Origin of the sequence: Corynebacterium sp. AOP40-4SA-5, from assembly GCF_052377355.1 — a bacterium.
Lineage (GTDB): Bacteria > Actinomycetota > Actinomycetes > Mycobacteriales > Mycobacteriaceae > Corynebacterium.
On sequence record NZ_JBQSWS010000008.1, the window covers coordinates 89,924 to 108,220 of the forward strand.

An 18,297-nucleotide genomic window follows, 5' to 3' on the forward strand; every position below is an offset into this window, starting at 1 on the left:
GGCGGGGCTGTGGGAGAGCCTGTCGGGCGGGGTACCGGCAGTACCTCCCTCAGCGGGGAGGAGGGCCCTATGCTCGGGGTATGGGCAACGGCATGGACAATAAGGCGGAGGTCAAGGAGTTCCTCACCACCCGGCGAGCCAAGGTCACCCCTGGCGAGGTGGGGCTTCCGGCGGGGACGAACCGGCGCGTACCGGGGCTGCGACGCAGCGAGGTCGCCACGCTGGCCGGCGTCAGCGTGGAGTACTACACGAAACTGGAACGCGGCGCGGTCGCCGGTGCGTCCCCCGAGGTCCTCGAGAGCCTGGCGCGCGCGCTGCGCCTCGACGACGCCGAACGTGCCCACCTCTTCGACCTCGCCCACGCCGCCTCACCGACGGCGCGTCCCCCGAAGAGGCGCGACGGGCGCACCTGGACCCCGGGGCCCGGCCTGCAGTGGGCGCTGGACGCCGTCACCGCCGGCCCCGCCTTCGTACGCAACGGCCGGATGGACCTGCTGGCCACGAACACCCTGGCCGAAGCCTTCTACACGCAGCTCTACGACATGCCGGGGCGTCCCGCCGGCCCGCCGAACATCGCCCGCCAGGCCTTCCTCGACGACCGGGCCCGCGACTTCTACCCGGACTGGGAGGGCATGGCCGACATCACCGTGGCGATCCTGCGCACCGAGGCCGCCCGCGACCCCCACAACAAGGCGCTGCACGACCTCGTCGGGGAACTGTCTACCCGCAGCGACGAGTTCCGCACCCGGTGGGGAGCCCACGACGTGCGTCACCACGGCAGCGGCTTCAAGCATTTCCACCACCCGGAAGTCGGGGAGATGACCCTGGCCTACGAGGGACTGCGCATGGAGGGCGAGCGCGGACTGACCTGGACGATCTACGCCCCCGAACCCGGCTCACCGTCCGAGGACGCCATGAAGCTGCTCGCGTCGTGGGCAGCTACCGGGGCAGCTACCGGGGCAGCTACGGGGGCAGCTACTGGTGCAACCGGCGCCGAACTCGGGGACGTCACCCGTCCGCGGCACCTGAGTTGATCTCGTCGAGGGGCACGTGCGCCCGGTCCCGGAAGAGCAGCAGCATCGGGATCCCGGCGAACACGATGATCGCCACGGCGTACCACGCCGGGGCGTAAGGCGAACCGGTGACCGTCATCAGCCACGTCGCCACGAAGGGCGACAACCCGCCGAACAGAACCGTGGCCGTGTTGTAGCCGATCGCCATGCCCGAGAAACGTCCCACCGCGGTGAACTGCTCGGGGACGGCGGAGGCGGCGACCGCGCTCCAGCCCGCCGCCGGCACGGCGAGCAGCGCACCGCCCAGCAGCGCCGTCGACCCCGTCCCACCGCCGAGCATCATGTACGCCGGGATCGTCGTGGCCAGGATGACCACGCCGACGAAGATGAACACCGGGCGTCGTCCGAAACGGTCGGACGCCACACCGGCCAGCGGCGTCACCAGGATCGCCACCACCGCGGCGACCGTCCCCAGCCACAGGGACGTGGAACTGTCGATCGAGGCGGTGGTCTCCAGGTACGTCGGCACGTTGGTGATGTTGAGGAAGTACGCCGCCGAGCCCACCGACGACACCAGGAACGCCACCAGCACGGCACGCGGATGGGTCCTCAGCACCGTCACCAGCGGGGAGCGGGCGGTGTTCTCCGCGGTGTCCTTGACCTCGGTGAAGGTCTCCGTCTCGTCCATCAGCCGGCGCATCGGCACCATCACCGCGGCGAGCAGTGCGCCCACGAGGAACAGCACGCGCCACCCCCAGGCATCCAGGTCCTCGGCGCTCAGGAACCGCGCCATCAGGTAGCCGCCGCCGACCGCCAGCAGCGAGCCGACCTCCGAGTTCGCCGCCGCCCAGCTCGCCGCCAACCCGCGGCGGCCGTCTCTGGCCGACTCCACCAGGTAGACCATGATGCCGGTGTACTCCGCGCCCACGGCGAACCCGGCCACGCACCGCAGCACCAGCACCCCGACACCGCCCCAGATCCCGATGGTGTCGAACCCGGGCATCACCGCGATGCCCGCCAACGCCACCGCCATCAGCGACGCCGAGACGATCAACGACGACTTGCGTCCGATGCGGTCACCCAGGTGCCCGAAGACCATCGCGCCGAGGGGACGGAACACGAAGCCGGCCGCGCCGAGCGCGAGGGTGAGCAGCAGTGAACCGTCGTTGCCGTTGAAGAAGGTGTTCGCCAGACTCGCCGAGACGTAGAAGAAGATCGAGAAGTCGTACCACTCGACGATGGTGCCGAAGGCGGCGACGAACATCGACTGGCGGCGTCGGGTGGTGGGCACGCAGGGAGCCCTTTCGGTCGGGGAAAATGTCGTGCCGACAGTACGCCCCGTGCTCATACCTGGGTATGAGGTGTGGGACCCCAAACCGTCCCCGGAGATCCCCCCGCAGGTCGATGTGCCGGCACGGGGCCGGGGAGAAGACTTGGGAACCATGATCACAGTAGAGAAGATGTCGAAGAGGTACGGCCGTTCCGGTACACCGGCCGTCGAGGAGCTCTCGTTCACCGTGCCGGACGCCGCCGTCACCGGCTTCCTGGGCCCCAACGGCGCCGGCAAGTCCACCACGATGCGCTGCATGCTCGGACTCGACCGTCCCACCGCCGGGCACACCGAGTTCGACGGGCAGGAGTTCCGGAACGTCGCCGACAAGCCCGCCACCGCAGGCGCCCTGCTGGAGGCCACCTGGTTCACCCCCGGACGCAGCGGACGCTCACACCTGAAGGTACTGGCGCGCGGCGCGGGCATCTCCGACTCCCGCGTGGACAAGTGTCTGCAGCTGGTGGGGCTGGCCTCCGCCGGGGACAAGAAGGTCGGCGGCTACTCGCTGGGCATGAAGCAGCGTCTCGGCCTCGCCGGTGCGCTGCTGGGCGACCCGGCGCACCTGGTCCTCGACGAGCCGGTCAACGGGCTCGACCCCGAGGGCGTCAGCTGGATGCGGCACACCATCCGCGCCCTGGCGGGGGAGGGGCGGGCCGTGCTGGTGTCCTCCCACCTGCTCTCCGAGATGCAGCAGACCGCCGACCGGCTGGTCGTGATCGGCAAGGGACGCATGATCGGCGAGTACTCGATGGACGAGTTCCTCGCCGGCGGCGCCCACGTGCTCGTCGAGACGACCGACGCCCGCGCCGGGAGGACGTTGTGCTCCGCGCTGGGTACCGCCGGTTTCACCGCCGGCTACGCCGTGGGGAAGGACGCCGACAGGGCGTCCGGCTCCCAGATCACCGTGGACGTCCCCGACGGGGTCGGCGACGTGGTGGTGCGACGCGCCGTCGCCGAGACCGCCCTCACCGCGGGCGTCCTGGTCACCGGGCTGTACGCGCAGAGCGAGGACCTGGAGTCGCGCTTCCTGGCCGCCACCGCCGACGCCCAGGAGTACCGGACCGACAGCGCCGACGGTACCGAGAGCACCGAAACCACCGTCCTGACCACCGGAAAGTAGAACCACCCATGAATACACTGCTCACGTCCCTGCGCTCCGAGACCACCAAACTGTTCAGCGTCCGTGCCACGCTGGTGTACGCCGTCCTGCTGGCGGGTTCCCTGTTCGGACCCGTCGTCCTGATGGGCGTCTTCGGCGACCGCCCCGGTTTCGACTGGGCGACGATCACCTTCGGCTACCAGATCTTCCTGCTCATCGCGGTGATCTTCGCCGCATCCTCCACCGCCGGCGACATCCGCAACCACATGCACGCCCAGGCGTTCCTGACCCAGGCCGGACGCTGGCAGTGGGTGGTGGCGAAGATGCTGGTCACCGCCGTCTTCGTCGCGGTTCTCTACGTGGTGGGCATCGCCCTGTCCCTCGGCGTCGCCGCGGTGCTGGGCTCCGGGCTTCAGCTCGGTGCCGGCGCGAGTGCGGCCTATGTGCCGCTGATCAGCTCGGTGCTGTTCGCGGCGGCGAGCGTGGGCCTGGCCTGCGTGATCCGCAGCCAGGTCGGCGCGGTCGCCGTGCCCGTCGCCTGGATCCTGCTGATCGACAGCATGGTGGGCTACGCCGCCCAACAGTTCGACGCCTTCCGCCCGCTCGCCGCGATCGCCCCGGTCCAGCGCCAGGACCAGCTGATCAGCGGGGTCGACCCGCTGAGCCTCGGGATCGCCCCGGCGGTCTGCTACCTGGTCATCATCGGCTGGTTCGTGGTCCTCGGCGGGGTCGGCCTGTGGCGGAACGCGACGGCGGACGTCCGGTAGTTTTCCCGAAGTATGCGGAACGCCCGCGCGGGGGAGGTGTGGCGTTCTATCATCGTCGGGATCCCGCACTGTACCGACCACTCCACGGAGGGCCCATGCTGAAGCCGAGTCCGCGCCAACTGAAGACTCTCCTGGGGGTCTTCCCGCCCTACCTCGGTTCGGGTATCCGCATCAACTACATCGCCAACGACGGCTCCCGGGTGATCACCTCGCACCGTCCACGCCGCGTCAATGCCAACCTGGTCGGCACCGCGTTCGGCGGCACGATCCAGACCATGACGGACGGCTTCTACCTGTTCATGGGGCTGACCCGCCTGGGTGGGGCCTACAACGTGTGGGACGCGGAGTCCCACGTGGTCTACCGCAAGCCCGGCCGCGGCCGGATCGTCGCCGACATGCGGACCGACGACGAGACCTTCGAACTGATCCGGGAGAAGACCGCCGACGGGTCGAAGTACCTCCACTGGTTCGACACCGACATCACCGACGAGAAGGGCGACGTGGTCGCCAGCGTGCGCAGCCGGGTGTACTTCCGGAGGAAGCAGGCGCGTAGCTGAGAGCAGAGTAGGCCATGGATGTCATATAATGCGTGGTCATGGACACATCTCCGGCGGACCGTGCTGGCGCAAAAGGTATCCGTGACGAACTGGGCCTGCTCGCCGACCTGGGCTGCGGCTTCCTGGAGTCCGGGCAGCCCGGCTGGCGGGTCGGGGAGACCCTGAAGCAGTGCGCGGACACCCGGGGCCTGATGGGGTTCCACTTCACCACCGTCGGGCGCCTCGTCATCGTCGAGGCGTCACTGCCCGACAGTGGCACGGTGACGGTCACCACCTCGGCCAAGGCACTGGACCTCATCGACTGCACCCGCTCCTGGCAGCTGCACCGGCTGGCCGAGGAGATCACCGGGGAGGGGGAGGACACCTCCGGGCCCACCGAACGCAGCATCAACTCGCTGCACGAGCAGGTCACCCGGCTGCGGGCGATCAGCACCCCGTGGTGGGCGGTGGCCGGCGGCACCACGATGCTCGCCTTCGTGATCTCGATGCAGCTCGGGGTGGGGTGGCAGGCGTGGCTGGCAGCGGCCGGGGTGCAGCTGGTCACGGCCTTCTGCGGGCAGGCGTTGGGGAAGTTCCGGATGCCGGAGCTGTTCTCCACGGTGATCAAGAGCGCGATCGCCGGCACACTGGCGACCGTGCTGGTTCTGGTCGACGTGCTCGACCCGGTGGCAGCGGCCGCGGCGATCGCGGTGAACTGGCTGTTGATCATCCCGTTACCCCAGGTCATCGGGGCGATGACCGATGTCATCGACGGTGACTACCTCTCGGCGGTGACCCGCGCGGGAAGTGTGGTGGTCACCGCGTTCGGGCTGGCGATCAGCGGCGTCTACGTCTTCACCCTCGGGGAGGTGCTGGACATGGACCACCCGCTGATCAGCGACGTGCCGGGGTTGCCGTGGTACCTGGCGTTGGTGTTCTCCGGGCTCGGGGCCCTGGCCAACGCCTTCGCCAACGGCGGGTGGCTGCGGTTGGCGCTGCCGGCGGTGACCATCGGTGTGGCCACCGGCGTGGTCAACCAGTTCCTCCTGGTCGTGGCCGGGGCGTCCACGGTGTGGGCGGCGGCCGGTGCGGCCACGGTACTGGGCGCGGTGTCGGTGATGATGGCGGTGCGTACCGGCTACCCGGACCACGTCTTCGCGCTGATGGGTGTCACGGGCGCGGTCCTGCCCGGGATCGCCGTGGTCTCCGGGATCCTCGAGGTGATGGGAGGGGAGTCCGGGGCGGAGCACTTCGTGTCCGCGGTGACGGTGTGCGTGGCGATCGGCACCGGGACGGCACTCGGTGCCTTCGTGGCCAACCGGACGCGGGAGTTCCTGAGGGCACGGCGGACACCTCAGCCCCGGTGACCGCGTGATTCTCAGGCGCTGGGCTTGGACTTCTTGTTCTGCAGCTGCTTGATGCCGAGCCAGCCGACGAGCACGATCAGCACGATCGGGAGCAGCTTGACGATGACCGCCACGGCACCGGCGAACGCGGTGGAGATGGCGATCACCGCGAGGATGAGCGTGAGGATGGTCAGCGCCACCGACAGGCTCTTGCGGTCCTGGTCCCAGGCGAACCAGGCGCCTGCGCCGGACAGCGCGCCGAGGATCAGGGTGGTGATTGCGGTACCGAACATGACGGTGTCCTTTCACGGTGCGTGAACTTGAAACTTCGAGCCCCGTGGGACGGTGTGCCCAGGGGTATCCACGAGCATACGTAACGCCCGTTACTCTCGTAGGACATGGACACCACGACAGGAACTGAACACAACAGACCACTGGCACTCGTCACCGGCGGCTCGCGGGGGATCGGGGCGGCCATCGTCGAGGACCTTTCGCGCACGCACCGGGTGATCTCCTGGTCCAGCGCGGACGTCGATCTCAGCGACCCGGCGTCGATCGCGCAGGCGGTGGAGCGTCTGCAGGACGGTGAGCAGGACGGGCTGGGGCGGTTGGACGTGCTCGTCCACTCCGCGGGGCTGGCCGGCGAGTCCACGGTGGGGGAGACGGGCTGGGAGCGGTGGCAGGAGATGTTCGCGGTCAACGTCTTCGGCGTGGCCGAACTCACCCGACTGCTGCTCCCCGCCCTGCGGGCGGCCGGCGGCACGGTGGTCGCGATCAACTCGGGCTCCGGTTTCCGCTCCGGGGCGGCCCAGGGTCCCTACTCCGGGACGAAGTTCGCGCTGCGGGCCGTCACGGACGCCCTACGGGAGGAGGAGCGGGGCCGGGTGCGGGTCAGCTCCGTGCACCCGGGCCGCGTCGACACCGACATGCAGGTCTCCCTGCAACAGGGGCGGGGCAACACCGACTACGACGGGACGCGCTACGTCGCCCCGGCGTCGGTGGCGGCGGCCGTCCGGCTGGCGGTGGACACCACCGACGAGGCGATCATCGAGGAGGTGTCCGTCCGCCCGGTCCGCGGCTGAGTGTTGCTGCTGAACGCTACTTCAGGATCTTGAAGGTCTTGCCGGCGAGCAGCAGGACGGTCATCACCGCGGCGTAGGCGCGCGGCTTGAGGAACTCCGGGCCGCGGATCGGCAGGACGCGCTCGTCGGTGACGTTCTGGGTCTCGGTGTACTTCAGCAGACCGTGGGCGCCCTGGCGACGTCCCTGCCCGGACTCGCCGGTGCCACCCATCTCGTTGTCCACGGAGGCGAAGGCGGCGGCGTAGCCGTCGTTGATGTTCACCGTGCCGGAGAACAGTCGCTCGGCGATGCCGGTGGCGGTCTTCGAGGGGCCGAAGACCGCGGAGTTCAGGCCGTAGTTGGTGTCGTTGGCCTTCTCCACGGCCTCGTCGTGGGAGTCGACCTTCTCGACGTACACGACCGGACCGAAGACCTCGCCGCGCTTGATCTCCGCCTCCTCGGTGACGTCGGTGAACACGGTCGGCTCGTAGAAGTAGGGGCCCAGGTCGGCACGCGCCTTGCCGCCGGCGACGAGGGTGGCACCCTTGTCGACCGCGTCGTCCACCATCTTCTCGACCGTGGACATCTGGCTGGCGCCGCTCAGCGAACCCATCTGGATGTTCCAGTCGAACCCGGCGCCGAGCCGCAGGTCCTTGGTGGCCTGGGCGAACTTCGGGACGAAGGCGTCGTAACGGTCCTTGTGCACGTAGATGCGCTCGATGGACACGCACAGCTGACCCGAGTTCGAGAAGCAGCCGGTCAGCACGGTGGGCATGATCTTGTCCAGGTCGGCGTCGCCGGTGATGATCATCGGGTTCTTGCCGCCGAGCTCGGCGGAGTAGTCGATGAGGCGACGGCCGGCGATCTCGCCGAGCTTCTTGCCGGTCTCCGTGGAGCCGGTGAACATGAGGTGGTCGCACTGCTCGGCGATGGAGTTGCCCACCACGCGTCCCGGGCCGGTCACCAGCTGCACGAGCCCGCGGGGCATGCCGGACTCGAAGAGCAGCTTGAAGGCGTACAGCGCGGAGAACGGGGTGGAGGAGTCCGGCTTGGCGACGAGCCCGTTTCCGGCGGCGAGGGCGGGCAGCGCGTCCGACAGGGCCAGCGTCAGCGGGTAGTTCCAGGGGCTGATCTGGCCGATGACGCCCTTGGGCAGGTGGCGTTCGGTGGTCTTGGTGAGCACGGGCATCACGCCGGCACGGTGCTTCGGCTTGAGGAGCTTGTGCACCTGGTTGCCGTAGTAGCGGGCGGTGATCGCGCAGTGGATCACCTCCTCGTAGGCGGAGTCGCGCGACTTGCCGGTCTCCAGCTGGATGATGTCCATCATCGTCTTCTGGTTCTTGAGCAGGGTGTCGTGGAACTTGAGCAGGATCTTCCCGCGCTTCTTCGGGTCGACCTCCGCCCACCGCGTCTGGGCCGCGCGGGCGCGACGGAACGCCTCGTCGACGTCGTCCTCCGTGCCGCGGCCGACCCAGCCGATGGTCTCGCCGGTGAACGGGCCCTCGATCTCGAGGCGGTCGCCGTTGTCGATGCTTCCGGTCGCTGCGTTTACGGTGAGGACCCGGAGCTCGGACGCCAGGGCGTCGGGGAGGGAGCCGGTTGCCAGGGTCTTTTTCGTCATGTGAAGCACAGTATCGAAGAATCGGGACGCACGTCGCGGAATTGTGTAATCACGCCTACGGGAACACGGGGCGGGGTCTGTACGTTGTTATGGTGTACAGCAGTAACCGCGTTCACTCGGGACGTCGGCGTCGGCGACGGCGACCGGCCCAGGTGGGGCCGCGGGGGACACAGACTAGAGAATGTGACGGAAGGACAAAGACGTCGTGAGAAGTTCGAACCCCTTTATGAGTTCGCTGGCCCAGTCGGAGGGCTCCGCCCAGGGCCGGCAGGGGCAGTCCGCCGCATACCAGCAGGGCTACCAGTCCGCGGGGGAGCAGTGGGGCCAGCAGGGTCAGCAGACCCAGCAGCAGCCCGGGTACCAGCAGTCCCCGAATTACGGTGCCCAGACCGGTAGCTCCGACCGCCCGATGACCATCGACGACGTGGTCACCAAGACCGGCATCACACTGGCGGTCATCGTGGTCATGGCCGCGGTGAACTTCATGATCGGCATGAGCAACGAGAGCCTGGCGATGACGCTGACCTTCGTCGGTGCCATCGGTGGCCTCGTGGCCGTGCTGGTCTCCGCGTTCGGCAAGAAGTACGGCTCCCCGGTCGTCACCCTGGTCTACGCGGCCTTCGAGGGCCTGTTCGTCGGTGGCTTCTCCTTCATGTTCACCAGCGTGGAGTTCAGCGGCGGTGCCAACGCCGGCGCGATGATCTTCCAGGCCGTGCTCGGCACCATCGGCGTGTTCGCCGGCATGCTGATCGTCTACAAGACCGGCGCGATCCGCGTGACCCCGAAGTTCACCAAGATGCTGCTCGGCGCCATGGTCGGTGTCCTGGTGCTGGTGCTCGGTAACTTCGTCTACGCCATGATCACCGGCGAGAACAGCATGCTGCGCGACGGCGGCCCGCTCGCCATCATCTTCTCGCTCGTCTGCATCGGTCTGGCCGCCATGAGCTTCCTGGCCGACTTCGACCAGGCGGACAAGATGATCCGCGCCGGTGCACCGTCCCGCTACTCCTGGGGCGTCGCCCTCGGCCTTGCCGTCACCCTGGTCTGGCTCTACACCGAGATCCTGCGACTGCTGTCCTACTTCAACAGGGACTAGCAGCCCACGGCACCATGAGAACCGCCCCACCGGAGAGGATTCCGGTGGGGCGGTTCTTTTGTCTTACCCGTGGGCCGTTGCCGGCCCGTCGCGTCCTACTGCTCGGCGCGGGGGACGTCGCGGTCCGGGTCGTAGGGCTCCGCCTTGACCAGGGTCACGGTGATCGTGTCGCCCGTCGGGCTCTTGTACTCGCGGGACTCACCCTCCTTGGCACCGATCAGCGCGGCGCCCAGCGGGGCGTCGGTGGAGTAGGTCTCCAGGTCGGGGTTGGAGGACTCCAGACCGCGGGTACCGATCAGGAAGGTCTCCTTGTCGTCCTCGTCGCCGTCGTAGTAGATGTGCACCACGGAACCGACGAGAGCCACACCGGACTCCTGCGGGGCCTCGCCGATGGTGGCGCTGTCCAGCAGCTCCTCGAGGTAGGCGATGCGGGCCTCCTCCTGGCCCTGCTGCTCGCGGGCGGCGTGGTAGCCGCCGTTCTCCTTGAGGTCACCCTCTTCACGGCGCTCGTTGATCTCGGCGGCCAGAGCGGGACGATTCGCCTTCAGCGCGTTGAGCTCGTCGTTGAGCCGGTCGAAGGATTCCTGGGTGAGCCAGGTCGTCTGATTGTCTGCCATGAGCGTTCGCGTCCTCCTGCAGGTAGACCACAGTGTTCAGCCTGTTTTGCCGGACAGGGTCTGAGGTCGTTCGGGAAAAGCCGCGGGGCGGTCCCCACGGCACAGTTGTCGGGGCACAGTGTACCACCAGGGGGATTCGGGTGATTCCCCCGTGTCGTCAGGTGGCCGTCAGTCTTCGTCGATGCCGGAGGTGTGTTCGGAGTCGAGGTAGTCGGGGAAGACCGTGGAGCAGCCGTACACGTCGGGGGCGACAGGACGTCCCGTCGTCGGGATGTCGATGACCAGGCGCGTGCTGGACGTGCCGCCGGCGGCGACGACCGCCTCGCGGCGTCCGATCTCCGCCCGCGACTGGTCGAGGGCGGTGACGATGCAGTAGGCGGGCTTGTCGGTGTCGTCCCGCGTGATGTCGACGGTCATCCGCAGGGTGTCGTCGCCGACGAGTTCGTGGCCCGCGGCGTCGCCGGTGGCGTCGGCACTGGTGCTGTTGCGGAACTGCGAGAACACGTAGACACCGACCGCGATCAACAGGATCACGATGCCGATGACGATGAACTTGCCGCTCACACCCTGTTGACGGGAGGAACCGTAGGTCGCCTTGCTCATTCCACAAATCGTAGGCCCTGCCACCATGGAATAGCCAGTCGAACGGATTGGACGCGCCCCGGCCGGAAGCGTTGAATGGGTGAGTTGACCGAAACAGACCACGAAGACGACGACTGAAGGGGTGCGATCCGTGAGCGAAGGAGCTCCCGACCACAGCACAGAAAGCTCGACCGCAGAGAGCCGGCCCGGTCAGGGTCTGCGGCTCCTGGCCGTCCACGCCCATCCGGACGACGAGTCCAGCAAGGGGGCGGCGGCGATGGCACGCTACGCCGACGAGGGCGCCGAGGTCATGGTGCTCACCTGCACCGGTGGCGAACGCGGCAGCATCCTGAACCCGAAGATGGACGTCCCCGGCGTCGTGGACAACATGAACGACGTCCGCCGCCAGGAGATGGCCCGGGCCGCCGACATCCTCGGCGTCACCCACCGCTGGCTCGGCTACGTCGACTCCGGACTCCCCGAGGGGGACCCGCTGCCGCCGCTGCCGGAGGGGTGCTTCGCGCTCGCGGACACGGAGGCGGTCACCCTGGAACTCACCCGGGTGATCCGGGACTTCCGCCCGCACGTGGTCATCACCTACGACGAGAACGGCGGCTACCCGCACCCCGACCACATCAAGACGCACGCGGTGAGCATGCGCGCCTACGACGCTGCCGCGGACCCGGACTACCACCCGGAGGTCGGACGCCCGTGGGAGGTGCAGAAGGTGTACTACACGCACGGTTTCATCAAGCGTCGTTTCGAGCTGCTCGCCCAGGCCAGCCTCGAGTCCGGCGACGACAACGCCACGGTGGCGCTGGACCGGTGGAAGGACATGCCCGACATCATGCCGCGGGTGACCACCCGTGTGGAGTGCGCGCCGTGGTTCGAGCGTCGGGACGACGCCCTGCGGGCCCACGCCACCCAGATCGACCCCGAGGGCCCGTTCTTCGCTGTGCCCACCGCCCTGCAGCAGCAGGTCTGGACCACCGAGGAATTCGAGCTCGCCAAGTCCCGGGTGGAGACCAGCCTGCCCGAGGACGACCTTTTCGCCGGCGTCGTGCCCGAATGAGGCTGACTGCCGCTACCTTCGATAGGCTCTGAAGACATGATCACGGTTTCCCCGTCCCTAACCTCCACCGTCTCCCTGGTTGCCCAGGAACAGGTCAACCGCGGCCCGCAGGGGCCGGAGTTCGGTAAGGCGGCACCCGTCGGTCTGCTGGTGATCGTGGGCCTGCTCGTCGTCATCCTGGCCCTGGGCTACCTGTTCAACCGGCGTATGCGCAAGATGCACAAGCGGCGCGACTTCGCCGAGGCCAACGGCATCGACCCGTTCGACATCGACACCATCGACCGGCGGATGGCGCAGGAGGAGGCCGCGGACGTGGAGAACACCCGCCGCAACGCCGCCGAACGGGCCGGGATCGACGCGCACGACGGGGACGACGTGCGCAGCACCGACGGAGAAGATGCAGGTGGCGACCAGCGGTGATTCTCTACTCGCTCTACGAGCGACGACTGCAGCGTGAGCTGAAGGGCCGTCGGCGGCCCAAGCACGTCGCCATCATGTGCGACGGCAACCGCCGATGGGCCCGCGAGAACGGCTTCACCGACGTCTCCCACGGCCACCGTGTGGGGGCGAAGAAGATCGTCGAGGTCGTCGACTGGTGCGACGAGCAGGACATCGAGTCGGTGACCGTCTACCTGCTCAGCACCGAGAACCTGCGCCGCAGCGCCGAGGAGCTCGGCCTGCTGATGCGGATCATCGGCGACGTCTCCGACGAGCTCGCCGCCGCCAAGGGGCGTTTCCGGCTGCACGTCATGGGACGGCTCGACCTCATCCCCGACGAGCTGCGTGAGCGTATGCGTCATGCTGAGGCGCGGACGGCCGACCACACCGGGGTGCACGTCAACATCGCCGTCGGCTACGGCGGACGGCAGGAGATCGTCGACGGCGTCCAGAAGCTCGTCGACGAGCTCGCAGGCAAGGGGATCGCACCGGAGGAGATGAGCGCGCACATCACCGACGGCGCCATCGGCGACCACCTCTACACCTCCGGGCAACCGGACCCGGACCTGGTGATCAGGACGTCCGGCGAACAGCGTCTGTCCGGCTTCCTGCTGTGGCAGTCGGCGTACTCGGAGATCTGGTTCACCGACACCTACTGGCCGGCGTTCCGCCGCCTGGACTTCCTGCGCGCCCTGCGCGACTTCTCCGTGCGCGAACGCCGCTACGGCAAGTAGGCACACAGGTCGTCCCGGGGGAGGACGCTCCTAGATCTTGCGCATCCGTACCGCCTCCACCAGGTGGTCGGGGCCCTTGCGCAGGACCAGGGAGGCCCGCACCCGGGTGGGCAGGATGTTCTCCACCAGGTTCGGCAGGTTCACCGTCTGCCAGATCTCGCGGGCGACGACCAGCGCGTCCTCGTCGCTCAACGCCGCGTAGTAGCGGAAGTGGGCGTCCGGCTTGCGGAAGGCGGTGTTCTTCAGCTTCAGGAAGCGCTCCACGTACCAGCGTTCGATGTCCCTGCGGTCGGCGTCCACGTAGACCGAGAAGTCGAAGAGGTCGGAGACCATCAACGTGGGCCCCGTCTGCAGCACGTTGAGCCCCTCGACGATGAGGATGTCCGGACGGTCCACGACGTGGACCTCGTCGAGGCGGTCGTACTTCTCGTGCGAGTACACCGGCGCGGGCACCCGCGGCACCCCCGACTTCACCGCGGTGACGAAGTTGAGCAGGGCCTTCTGGTCGTAGCTCTCCGGGTACCCCTTGCGCCCCATCATGTGCCGCTTGTTGAGTTCGTCGGCCGGGTAGAGGAAACCGTCGGTGGTGATCAGGTCCACCCGAGGCCGGGACTCCCAGCGCTGCAGCAGGACCTGCAGCAGGCGGGCGGTGGTCGACTTGCCCACCGCCACGGAGCCCGAGACGCCGATGATGAACGGGACGTGGGGCATGTCCTCGCCCAGGAAGGTCTGCGTGGCACGGTTGAGCTGCCGGATCGCCTCGAAACGCAGGTCGATCATCCGCGACAGGGGGAGGTAGACTTCGCTGACCTCGTCCATGTCGATGTCCTCACCGATACCGCGCAGCTCCTCGAGTTCCCCGGAACTCAGGACCTGGGGCATGGAACTCCGTAAGGAGCGCCACTGCGACCGGTCGAGCTCGATGTAGGGGGAGTACTCGTCGGGGTTACGGGCTGGCATGGAGGCTATTGTGCTACCCCGGCACCATGTGGGGCCAATCACCCGCCAGCAGTGCCCGCAGGTGTGTCAGGTTATGATGTTTCGTGATTGATCTGATCCAGTGCGGCCGACGTGAAAGGCGATCCACCCCATGAGCCAGACGAACCACCCAGACCAGTCCCAGCACAACGCTGAACTGGCGGACTTCGACCCGGAGGTGGCCGCGGCCATCGCCGGCGAACTCTCCCGCCAGCGGGACACCCTGGAGATGATCGCGAGCGAGAACTTCGTTCCGCGCGCGGTCCTCCAGGCGCAGGGCTCCGTTCTGACGAACAAGTACGCCGAGGGCTACCCCGGACGCCGCTACTACGGCGGTTGTGAGCACGTCGACGTCATCGAGGACCTGGCCCGCGAGCGCGCCAAGGCCGTCTTCGGCGCCGAGTTCGCCAATGTGCAGCCGCACTCCGGCGCACAGGCCAACGCCGCGGTCCTGATGGCCCTGGCCAACCCCGGCGACAAGATCATGGGTCTCTCGCTGGCCCACGGTGGTCACCTGACCCACGGCATGAAGCTGAACTTCTCCGGCAAGCTCTACGAGGTCGCCGCCTACGAGGTCGACCCGGAGACCTTCCGCCTGGACATGGACAAGGTCCGTGAGCAGGCCATCAAGGAGAAGCCGGCCGTGATCATCGGCGGCTGGTCGGCCTACCCGCGTCACCAGGACTTCGCCGCCTTCCGTGAGATCGCCGACGAGGTCGGGGCGAAGCTGTGGGTGGACATGGCCCACTTCGCCGGCCTCGTCGCCGCCGACCTGCACCCGTCGCCCGTGCCCTACGCCGACGTGGTCTCCACCACCGTGCACAAGACCCTCGGCGGCCCGCGTTCCGGCATGATCCTGGCGAAGCAGGAGTGGGCCAAGAAGCTCAACTCCGCGGTCTTCCCGGGCCAGCAGGGCGGCCCGCTGATGCACGTCGTCGCCGCGAAGGCAGTGTCGATGAAGGTCGCCCAGACCGACGACTTCCGCGACCGCCAGGCACGCACCCTCGAGGGCGCGAAGATCCTCGCCGAGCGGCTCACCGCCCAGGACACCACCGACGCCGGCGTGCAGGTGCTCACCGGCGGCACGGACGTCCACCTCGTCCTGGCGGACCTGCGCAACTCCGAGCTCAACGGCCAGGAGGCCGAAGACCTGCTCCACGAGGTCGGCATCACCGTCAACCGCAACGCGGTGCCCTTCGACCCGCGCCCGCCGATGGTCACCTCGGGCCTGCGTATCGGCACGTCCGCCCTGGCGTCCCGCGGTCTGGACGCCGAGGCGTTCACCGAGGTCGCCGATGTCATCGGCACCGCCCTGGCCAAGGGCAAGGCGGCCGACACCGAGGCGCTGCGTGCCCGCGTCGACAAGGTCGCCGCGGACTTCCCCCTGTACCCGGGGCTGGAGGACTGGAAGATCAACTGACCCGGACCTAGTGTTGGCGTCATGAACGCTGCACACCGGGCACTGATCGTCGTCGACGTCCAGAACGACTTCTGCCCAGGGGGTTCCCTGGGAACGGAGAAGGGGGCGGACGTCGCGGCGGCGATCACGCAACACCTGCGTGCCCACGGCGAGCGCTACGGCGTCGTCGTGGGGACGAAGGACTGGCACATCGACCCCGCCGGGCACTTCGCGCCCGACGGGGTCGAACCCGACTTCGAGGAGACCTGGCCGGTGCACTGCGTGGCCGGGACCCACGGCGCGCAGCTGCACCCGGCGCTGGACGCGTCGCTCGTGAACGCGTGGTTCCTGAAGGGGGAGTACACCGCGGCCTACTCCGGCTTCGAGGGGCACCTGGAGGACGGTGCGGGGGAGGACGGCGCGGGCGCCGCCGGTGCTGCGGAGGGCGGCACCCTGGCGGCGTGGCTGCGCTCACGCGGCGTCACCGAGGTGACGGTGTGCGGCATCGCCACGGACTTCTGCGTGCGTGCCACGGCCCTCGACGCGGTGGCGGAGGGCTTCACGGTGGAGCTGCTCAGTGAGTTGTGCTCGCCGGTGACCGTGACCGGAGGGGCGGTGGCCGTGGAGCAGATGGCCTACGTGGGGGTCACCGTGGCGTGAGCCCGGCACACGGCAACCCGGGAGGCTGGTCGGACCAGCCTCCCGGGTTGCCGAGTCATGCAGGAGAGGTGAGGGGGAGGGGTGGGTGCTACTTCTCGCCCTTGGCCAGCTTGCGGCTGATGATCTCGAGCATGATCTCGTTGGGGCCGCCGTAGATCGGCTGGACGCGGGAGTCCAGGTAGTGCGTGGCGATGGGGTACTCCAGCATGAAGCCGTAGCCACCGTGCAGCTGGACGGCCGTGTTGACGACCTTGATCTGCAGCTCGGTGGTCAGGTACTTGGCCATCGACGCGGTGGTCTCGTCGAGCTCACCCTTGACCTTGGCGGCCACGGCGGCGTCCACGAAGGACTGCGCGGACTGGATCTCGGTGGCCATCTTGGCCAGCTCCCAGCGGTAGGCCTGGTGGTCCACCAGACGGTTGCCGAAGGTCTTGCGCTCCTGGGAGTGCTTGTACACCAGGTCGAAGGCGCGGCGGGACGTCGCGATGGAACCCACGGCGATGGAGACGCGCTCCTGGGCCAGGTTCGTGCGCAGGTAGCCGAAGCCGGCGCCCTCCTCGCCGAGGAGGTTCTCGGCGGGGACCTTGACGTTCTCGAAGGACAGCTCGGCGGTGTCCTGTGCCTTCAGGCCGACCTTCTTCAGCGGTGCGGCCTTGGTGTAGCCCTCCATGCCGTCCTCGACGATCAGCAGGGAGACACCGGCACGACCCTTGGAGGGGTCGGTGATTGCGACGACGATGGTGAAGTCGGCCTGGATGCCGTTGGAGATGAAGGTCTTGGAACCGTTGAGGACGAAGTTGCCGTCCTCGTCGCGCGGGGCGGTGGTGCGGATGCCTGCGAGGTCCGCGCCGGCACCGGGCTCGGTCATGGCGATCGCGGCGATCTTGTCACCGGCGCACAGCGGGCGGAGGAACTTCTCCTTCTGCTCGTCGTTGGCGAAACGCTCGAGGTAGGGGATCACCAGGTCGTTGATGACCTGGAGGGAGACGATGACCGAACCGCAGTCGGCCTCGGCGAGTTCCTCGGAGAGGATGGCGTTGAAACGGTAGTCCTGCATTCCGCCGCCGCCGAACTCCTCGGGGGAGGTGATACCCAGCAGTCCGAGGTTACCGGCGGCCTTGAACATGGCGCGGTCGCTGAAACCCTGCTCGTGCCACTTGTCGACGTGCGGACGGACCTCGGCGTTCACGAAGTCCTTGCAGGTCTCCCGGAACATGTCGTGTTCCTCGTCGAAGATGGTGCGGGGGAGGTAGTTCTTCATTGCGTCCTTCCGGATCGGTGCCGAGTGCCGTGGAGGGGGCAAGAACCTTGTCCATGTGATCCACGTCTCTTAGATGTTACAAATTCATATTAACCATCGTGTGCGCAAAGGGGTAATGGCAGCCCAACCTGGGGGAGGATTGTGGGGTGGGAAACAATATCGGCGGCAGTGAGTACCGGATCACAGTTGGCTCGGACGGGGAGGGTCGTGAGGGGGTCAGGAAGGGAGCTGGCGGTCGGGGATCCTGCCATCATTGGCGGGGGCAGGCGGTGGGGGTGGCACCGTGAGCGGAAAGCGTCACGGACGAAACGGCAGGTCAGGCTAAGTTAGGGCAGGCTCGCACGAATTACATCACGTGAATGTTGTCTAATTGTTGACATCCCGGTTTAGGTCTCGCTAACCTCATGGATGTGTCGAAGGCTAGTCACCTCGACGCACTGCAGTTGTGAATCAGCCGCAACGGCAGGTGGAACCCAGGGTTCAGTCCGAATCCGCACGATCCGGCTTCCTCTTCTCACCGGATCGACGCGCTCGGGCTGCGGCACCTCCAACGCGCTGCCCTGGACTGCAGTTCACCTGCCCGTCGCGGCACAGCGGAGAAACTTCGCGACACCGGATTCGTCACCCGGCGCTCGCGCTCTCCACGAGGGCCCCGCCCTCCCGGTTCGTCACCCGGGAGGACGGGGC

General features: G+C 67.9%; 19 protein-coding genes. 12 read left to right on the plus strand and 7 right to left on the minus strand.

What is annotated here, in order from left to right:
- Window positions 1–92 precede the first annotated feature (92 nt).
- Window positions 93–1,034 (plus strand): helix-turn-helix transcriptional regulator, encoded by a 942-nt coding sequence (locus ACT3S3_RS06925; RefSeq protein WP_301443173.1) that lies wholly within the window; start codon window positions 93–95, stop codon window positions 1,032–1,034.
- On the opposite strand, the gene ACT3S3_RS06930 is transcribed toward ACT3S3_RS06925, so the two are convergent.
- On the minus strand, window positions 1,009–2,304 hold the full coding sequence (locus tag ACT3S3_RS06930) for an MFS transporter (protein WP_301443174.1): 1,296 nt from the start codon (window positions 2,302–2,304) through the stop codon (window positions 1,009–1,011). The genes ACT3S3_RS06925 and ACT3S3_RS06930 overlap by 26 nt on opposite strands.
- 151 nt (window positions 2,305–2,455) lie before the next feature.
- On the opposite strand from ACT3S3_RS06930, the gene ACT3S3_RS06935 reads away from it, so the two are divergent.
- The 4 genes from ACT3S3_RS06935 (at window position 2,456) to ACT3S3_RS06950 (ending at window position 6,112) form a co-directional block, all read left to right on the plus strand.
- The gene (locus ACT3S3_RS06935) at window positions 2,456–3,463 is read left to right on the plus strand and encodes an ABC transporter ATP-binding protein (RefSeq protein WP_301443175.1); all 1,008 of its coding nucleotides are present in this window, start codon (window positions 2,456–2,458) and stop codon (window positions 3,461–3,463) included.
- A gap of 8 nt (window positions 3,464–3,471) precedes the next feature.
- Entirely contained in the window at window positions 3,472–4,209 is a 738-nt protein-coding gene (locus ACT3S3_RS06940) for an ABC transporter permease (protein ID WP_301443176.1), read from the plus strand.
- Window positions 4,210–4,304: 95 nt separating this feature from the next.
- Window positions 4,305–4,766 carry a DUF4442 domain-containing protein gene (locus tag ACT3S3_RS06945; protein ID WP_301443177.1) on the plus strand — a complete coding sequence of 154 codons (462 nt, stop codon included), beginning with the start codon at window positions 4,305–4,307 and terminating at the stop codon, window positions 4,764–4,766.
- A 38-nt stretch (window positions 4,767–4,804) separates the two neighbouring features.
- Window positions 4,805–6,112, plus strand: a complete 1,308-nt coding sequence (locus ACT3S3_RS06950) for a threonine/serine exporter family protein (RefSeq protein ID WP_441582999.1) — start codon at window positions 4,805–4,807, stop codon at window positions 6,110–6,112.
- An 11-nt stretch (window positions 6,113–6,123) separates the two neighbouring features.
- Here the strand turns inward: ACT3S3_RS06950 and ACT3S3_RS06955 are convergent, their stop codons facing one another.
- A complete protein-coding gene (locus tag ACT3S3_RS06955; RefSeq protein WP_301442762.1) occupies window positions 6,124–6,384 on the minus strand; it encodes a hypothetical protein in 261 nt (86 codons plus the stop codon).
- Between the two features lie 105 nt (window positions 6,385–6,489).
- On the opposite strand from ACT3S3_RS06955, the gene ACT3S3_RS06960 reads away from it, so the two are divergent.
- Window positions 6,490–7,173, plus strand: a complete 684-nt coding sequence (locus ACT3S3_RS06960; RefSeq protein ID WP_301442763.1) for an SDR family oxidoreductase — start codon at window positions 6,490–6,492, stop codon at window positions 7,171–7,173.
- Between the two features lie 16 nt (window positions 7,174–7,189).
- On the opposite strand, the gene ACT3S3_RS06965 is transcribed toward ACT3S3_RS06960, so the two are convergent.
- Window positions 7,190–8,773 carry a succinic semialdehyde dehydrogenase gene (locus ACT3S3_RS06965; RefSeq protein ID WP_301442764.1) on the minus strand — a complete coding sequence of 528 codons (1,584 nt, stop codon included), beginning with the start codon at window positions 8,771–8,773 and terminating at the stop codon, window positions 7,190–7,192.
- A 205-nt stretch (window positions 8,774–8,978) separates the two neighbouring features.
- Here ACT3S3_RS06965 and ACT3S3_RS06970 point away from each other — a divergent pair, with 205 nt between their 5' ends.
- Window positions 8,979–9,869: a Bax inhibitor-1/YccA family protein gene (locus ACT3S3_RS06970; protein ID WP_301442765.1), complete on the plus strand. Its 891-nt coding sequence runs from the start codon at window positions 8,979–8,981 to the stop codon at window positions 9,867–9,869.
- Between the two features lie 95 nt (window positions 9,870–9,964).
- Here the strand turns inward: ACT3S3_RS06970 and greA are convergent, their stop codons facing one another.
- Together greA and ACT3S3_RS06980 are read right to left on the minus strand one after the other, a co-directional pair.
- A complete protein-coding gene (gene greA / locus ACT3S3_RS06975) occupies window positions 9,965–10,486 on the minus strand; it encodes a transcription elongation factor GreA (RefSeq protein WP_301442766.1) in 522 nt (173 codons plus the stop codon).
- Window positions 10,487–10,654: 168 nt separating this feature from the next.
- The gene (locus tag ACT3S3_RS06980) at window positions 10,655–11,089 is read right to left on the minus strand and encodes a DUF4307 domain-containing protein (protein ID WP_444626479.1); all 435 of its coding nucleotides are present in this window, start codon (window positions 11,087–11,089) and stop codon (window positions 10,655–10,657) included.
- A gap of 121 nt (window positions 11,090–11,210) precedes the next feature.
- Here ACT3S3_RS06980 and mca point away from each other — a divergent pair, with 121 nt between their 5' ends.
- The 3 genes from mca to ACT3S3_RS06995 are packed head-to-tail and all read left to right on the plus strand — an operon-like array spanning window position 11,211 to window position 13,312.
- Window positions 11,211–12,140 (plus strand): mycothiol conjugate amidase Mca, encoded by a 930-nt coding sequence (mca, locus tag ACT3S3_RS06985; RefSeq protein ID WP_441579438.1) that lies wholly within the window; start codon window positions 11,211–11,213, stop codon window positions 12,138–12,140.
- 36 nt (window positions 12,141–12,176) lie between these two features.
- Window positions 12,177–12,560 carry a hypothetical protein gene (locus ACT3S3_RS06990; RefSeq protein ID WP_301442768.1) on the plus strand — a complete coding sequence of 128 codons (384 nt, stop codon included), beginning with the start codon at window positions 12,177–12,179 and terminating at the stop codon, window positions 12,558–12,560.
- Window positions 12,557–13,312: an isoprenyl transferase gene (locus ACT3S3_RS06995; RefSeq protein WP_301442769.1), complete on the plus strand. Its 756-nt coding sequence runs from the start codon at window positions 12,557–12,559 to the stop codon at window positions 13,310–13,312. Before ACT3S3_RS06990 ends, ACT3S3_RS06995 begins: the two co-directional genes overlap by 4 nt.
- A 30-nt stretch (window positions 13,313–13,342) precedes the next feature.
- On the opposite strand, the gene coaA is transcribed toward ACT3S3_RS06995, so the two are convergent.
- Window positions 13,343–14,272, minus strand: a complete 930-nt coding sequence (gene coaA, locus ACT3S3_RS07000; protein ID WP_301442770.1) for a type I pantothenate kinase — start codon at window positions 14,270–14,272, stop codon at window positions 13,343–13,345.
- A 130-nt stretch (window positions 14,273–14,402) separates the two neighbouring features.
- On the opposite strand from coaA, the gene glyA reads away from it, so the two are divergent.
- Together glyA and ACT3S3_RS07010 are read left to right on the plus strand one after the other, a co-directional pair.
- Window positions 14,403–15,710 (plus strand): serine hydroxymethyltransferase, encoded by a 1,308-nt coding sequence (glyA, locus tag ACT3S3_RS07005; RefSeq protein WP_301442771.1) that lies wholly within the window; start codon window positions 14,403–14,405, stop codon window positions 15,708–15,710.
- 21 nt (window positions 15,711–15,731) lie between these two features.
- Complete coding sequence (locus tag ACT3S3_RS07010) at window positions 15,732–16,349, plus strand: isochorismatase family protein (protein WP_301442772.1); 618 nt, start codon at window positions 15,732–15,734, stop codon at window positions 16,347–16,349.
- Between the two features lie 88 nt (window positions 16,350–16,437).
- Here ACT3S3_RS07010 and ACT3S3_RS07015 read toward each other — a convergent pair whose 3' ends face one another.
- Complete coding sequence (locus ACT3S3_RS07015; protein ID WP_301442773.1) at window positions 16,438–17,610, minus strand: acyl-CoA dehydrogenase family protein; 1,173 nt, start codon at window positions 17,608–17,610, stop codon at window positions 16,438–16,440.
- Between the last annotated feature and the right edge of the window lie 687 nt (window positions 17,611–18,297).

Coding starts and splice junctions, on each gene's coding strand:
- ACT3S3_RS06925 (WP_301443173.1), top strand. CDS start 93: ATGGACAATAAGGCGGAGGTCAAGGAGTTCCTCACCACCCGGCGAGCC.
- ACT3S3_RS06935 (WP_301443175.1), top strand. CDS start 2,456: ATGATCACAGTAGAGAAGATGTCGAAGAGGTACGGCCGTTCCGGTACA.
- ACT3S3_RS06940 (WP_301443176.1), top strand. CDS start 3,472: ATGAATACACTGCTCACGTCCCTGCGCTCCGAGACCACCAAACTGTTC.
- ACT3S3_RS06945 (WP_301443177.1), top strand. CDS start 4,305: ATGCTGAAGCCGAGTCCGCGCCAACTGAAGACTCTCCTGGGGGTCTTC.
- ACT3S3_RS06950 (WP_441582999.1), top strand. CDS start 4,805: ATGGACACATCTCCGGCGGACCGTGCTGGCGCAAAAGGTATCCGTGAC.
- ACT3S3_RS06955 (WP_301442762.1), bottom strand. CDS start 6,384: ATGTTCGGTACCGCAATCACCACCCTGATCCTCGGCGCGCTGTCCGGC.
- ACT3S3_RS06960 (WP_301442763.1), top strand. CDS start 6,490: ATGGACACCACGACAGGAACTGAACACAACAGACCACTGGCACTCGTC.
- ACT3S3_RS06965 (WP_301442764.1), bottom strand. CDS start 8,773: ATGACGAAAAAGACCCTGGCAACCGGCTCCCTCCCCGACGCCCTGGCG.
- greA (WP_301442766.1), bottom strand. CDS start 10,486: ATGGCAGACAATCAGACGACCTGGCTCACCCAGGAATCCTTCGACCGG.
- ACT3S3_RS06980 (WP_444626479.1), bottom strand. CDS start 11,089: ATGAGCAAGGCGACCTACGGTTCCTCCCGTCAACAGGGTGTGAGCGGC.
- ACT3S3_RS06990 (WP_301442768.1), top strand. CDS start 12,177: ATGATCACGGTTTCCCCGTCCCTAACCTCCACCGTCTCCCTGGTTGCC.
- coaA (WP_301442770.1), bottom strand. CDS start 14,272: ATGCCAGCCCGTAACCCCGACGAGTACTCCCCCTACATCGAGCTCGAC.
- glyA (WP_301442771.1), top strand. CDS start 14,403: ATGAGCCAGACGAACCACCCAGACCAGTCCCAGCACAACGCTGAACTG.
- ACT3S3_RS07010 (WP_301442772.1), top strand. CDS start 15,732: ATGAACGCTGCACACCGGGCACTGATCGTCGTCGACGTCCAGAACGAC.
- ACT3S3_RS07015 (WP_301442773.1), bottom strand. CDS start 17,610: ATGAAGAACTACCTCCCCCGCACCATCTTCGACGAGGAACACGACATG.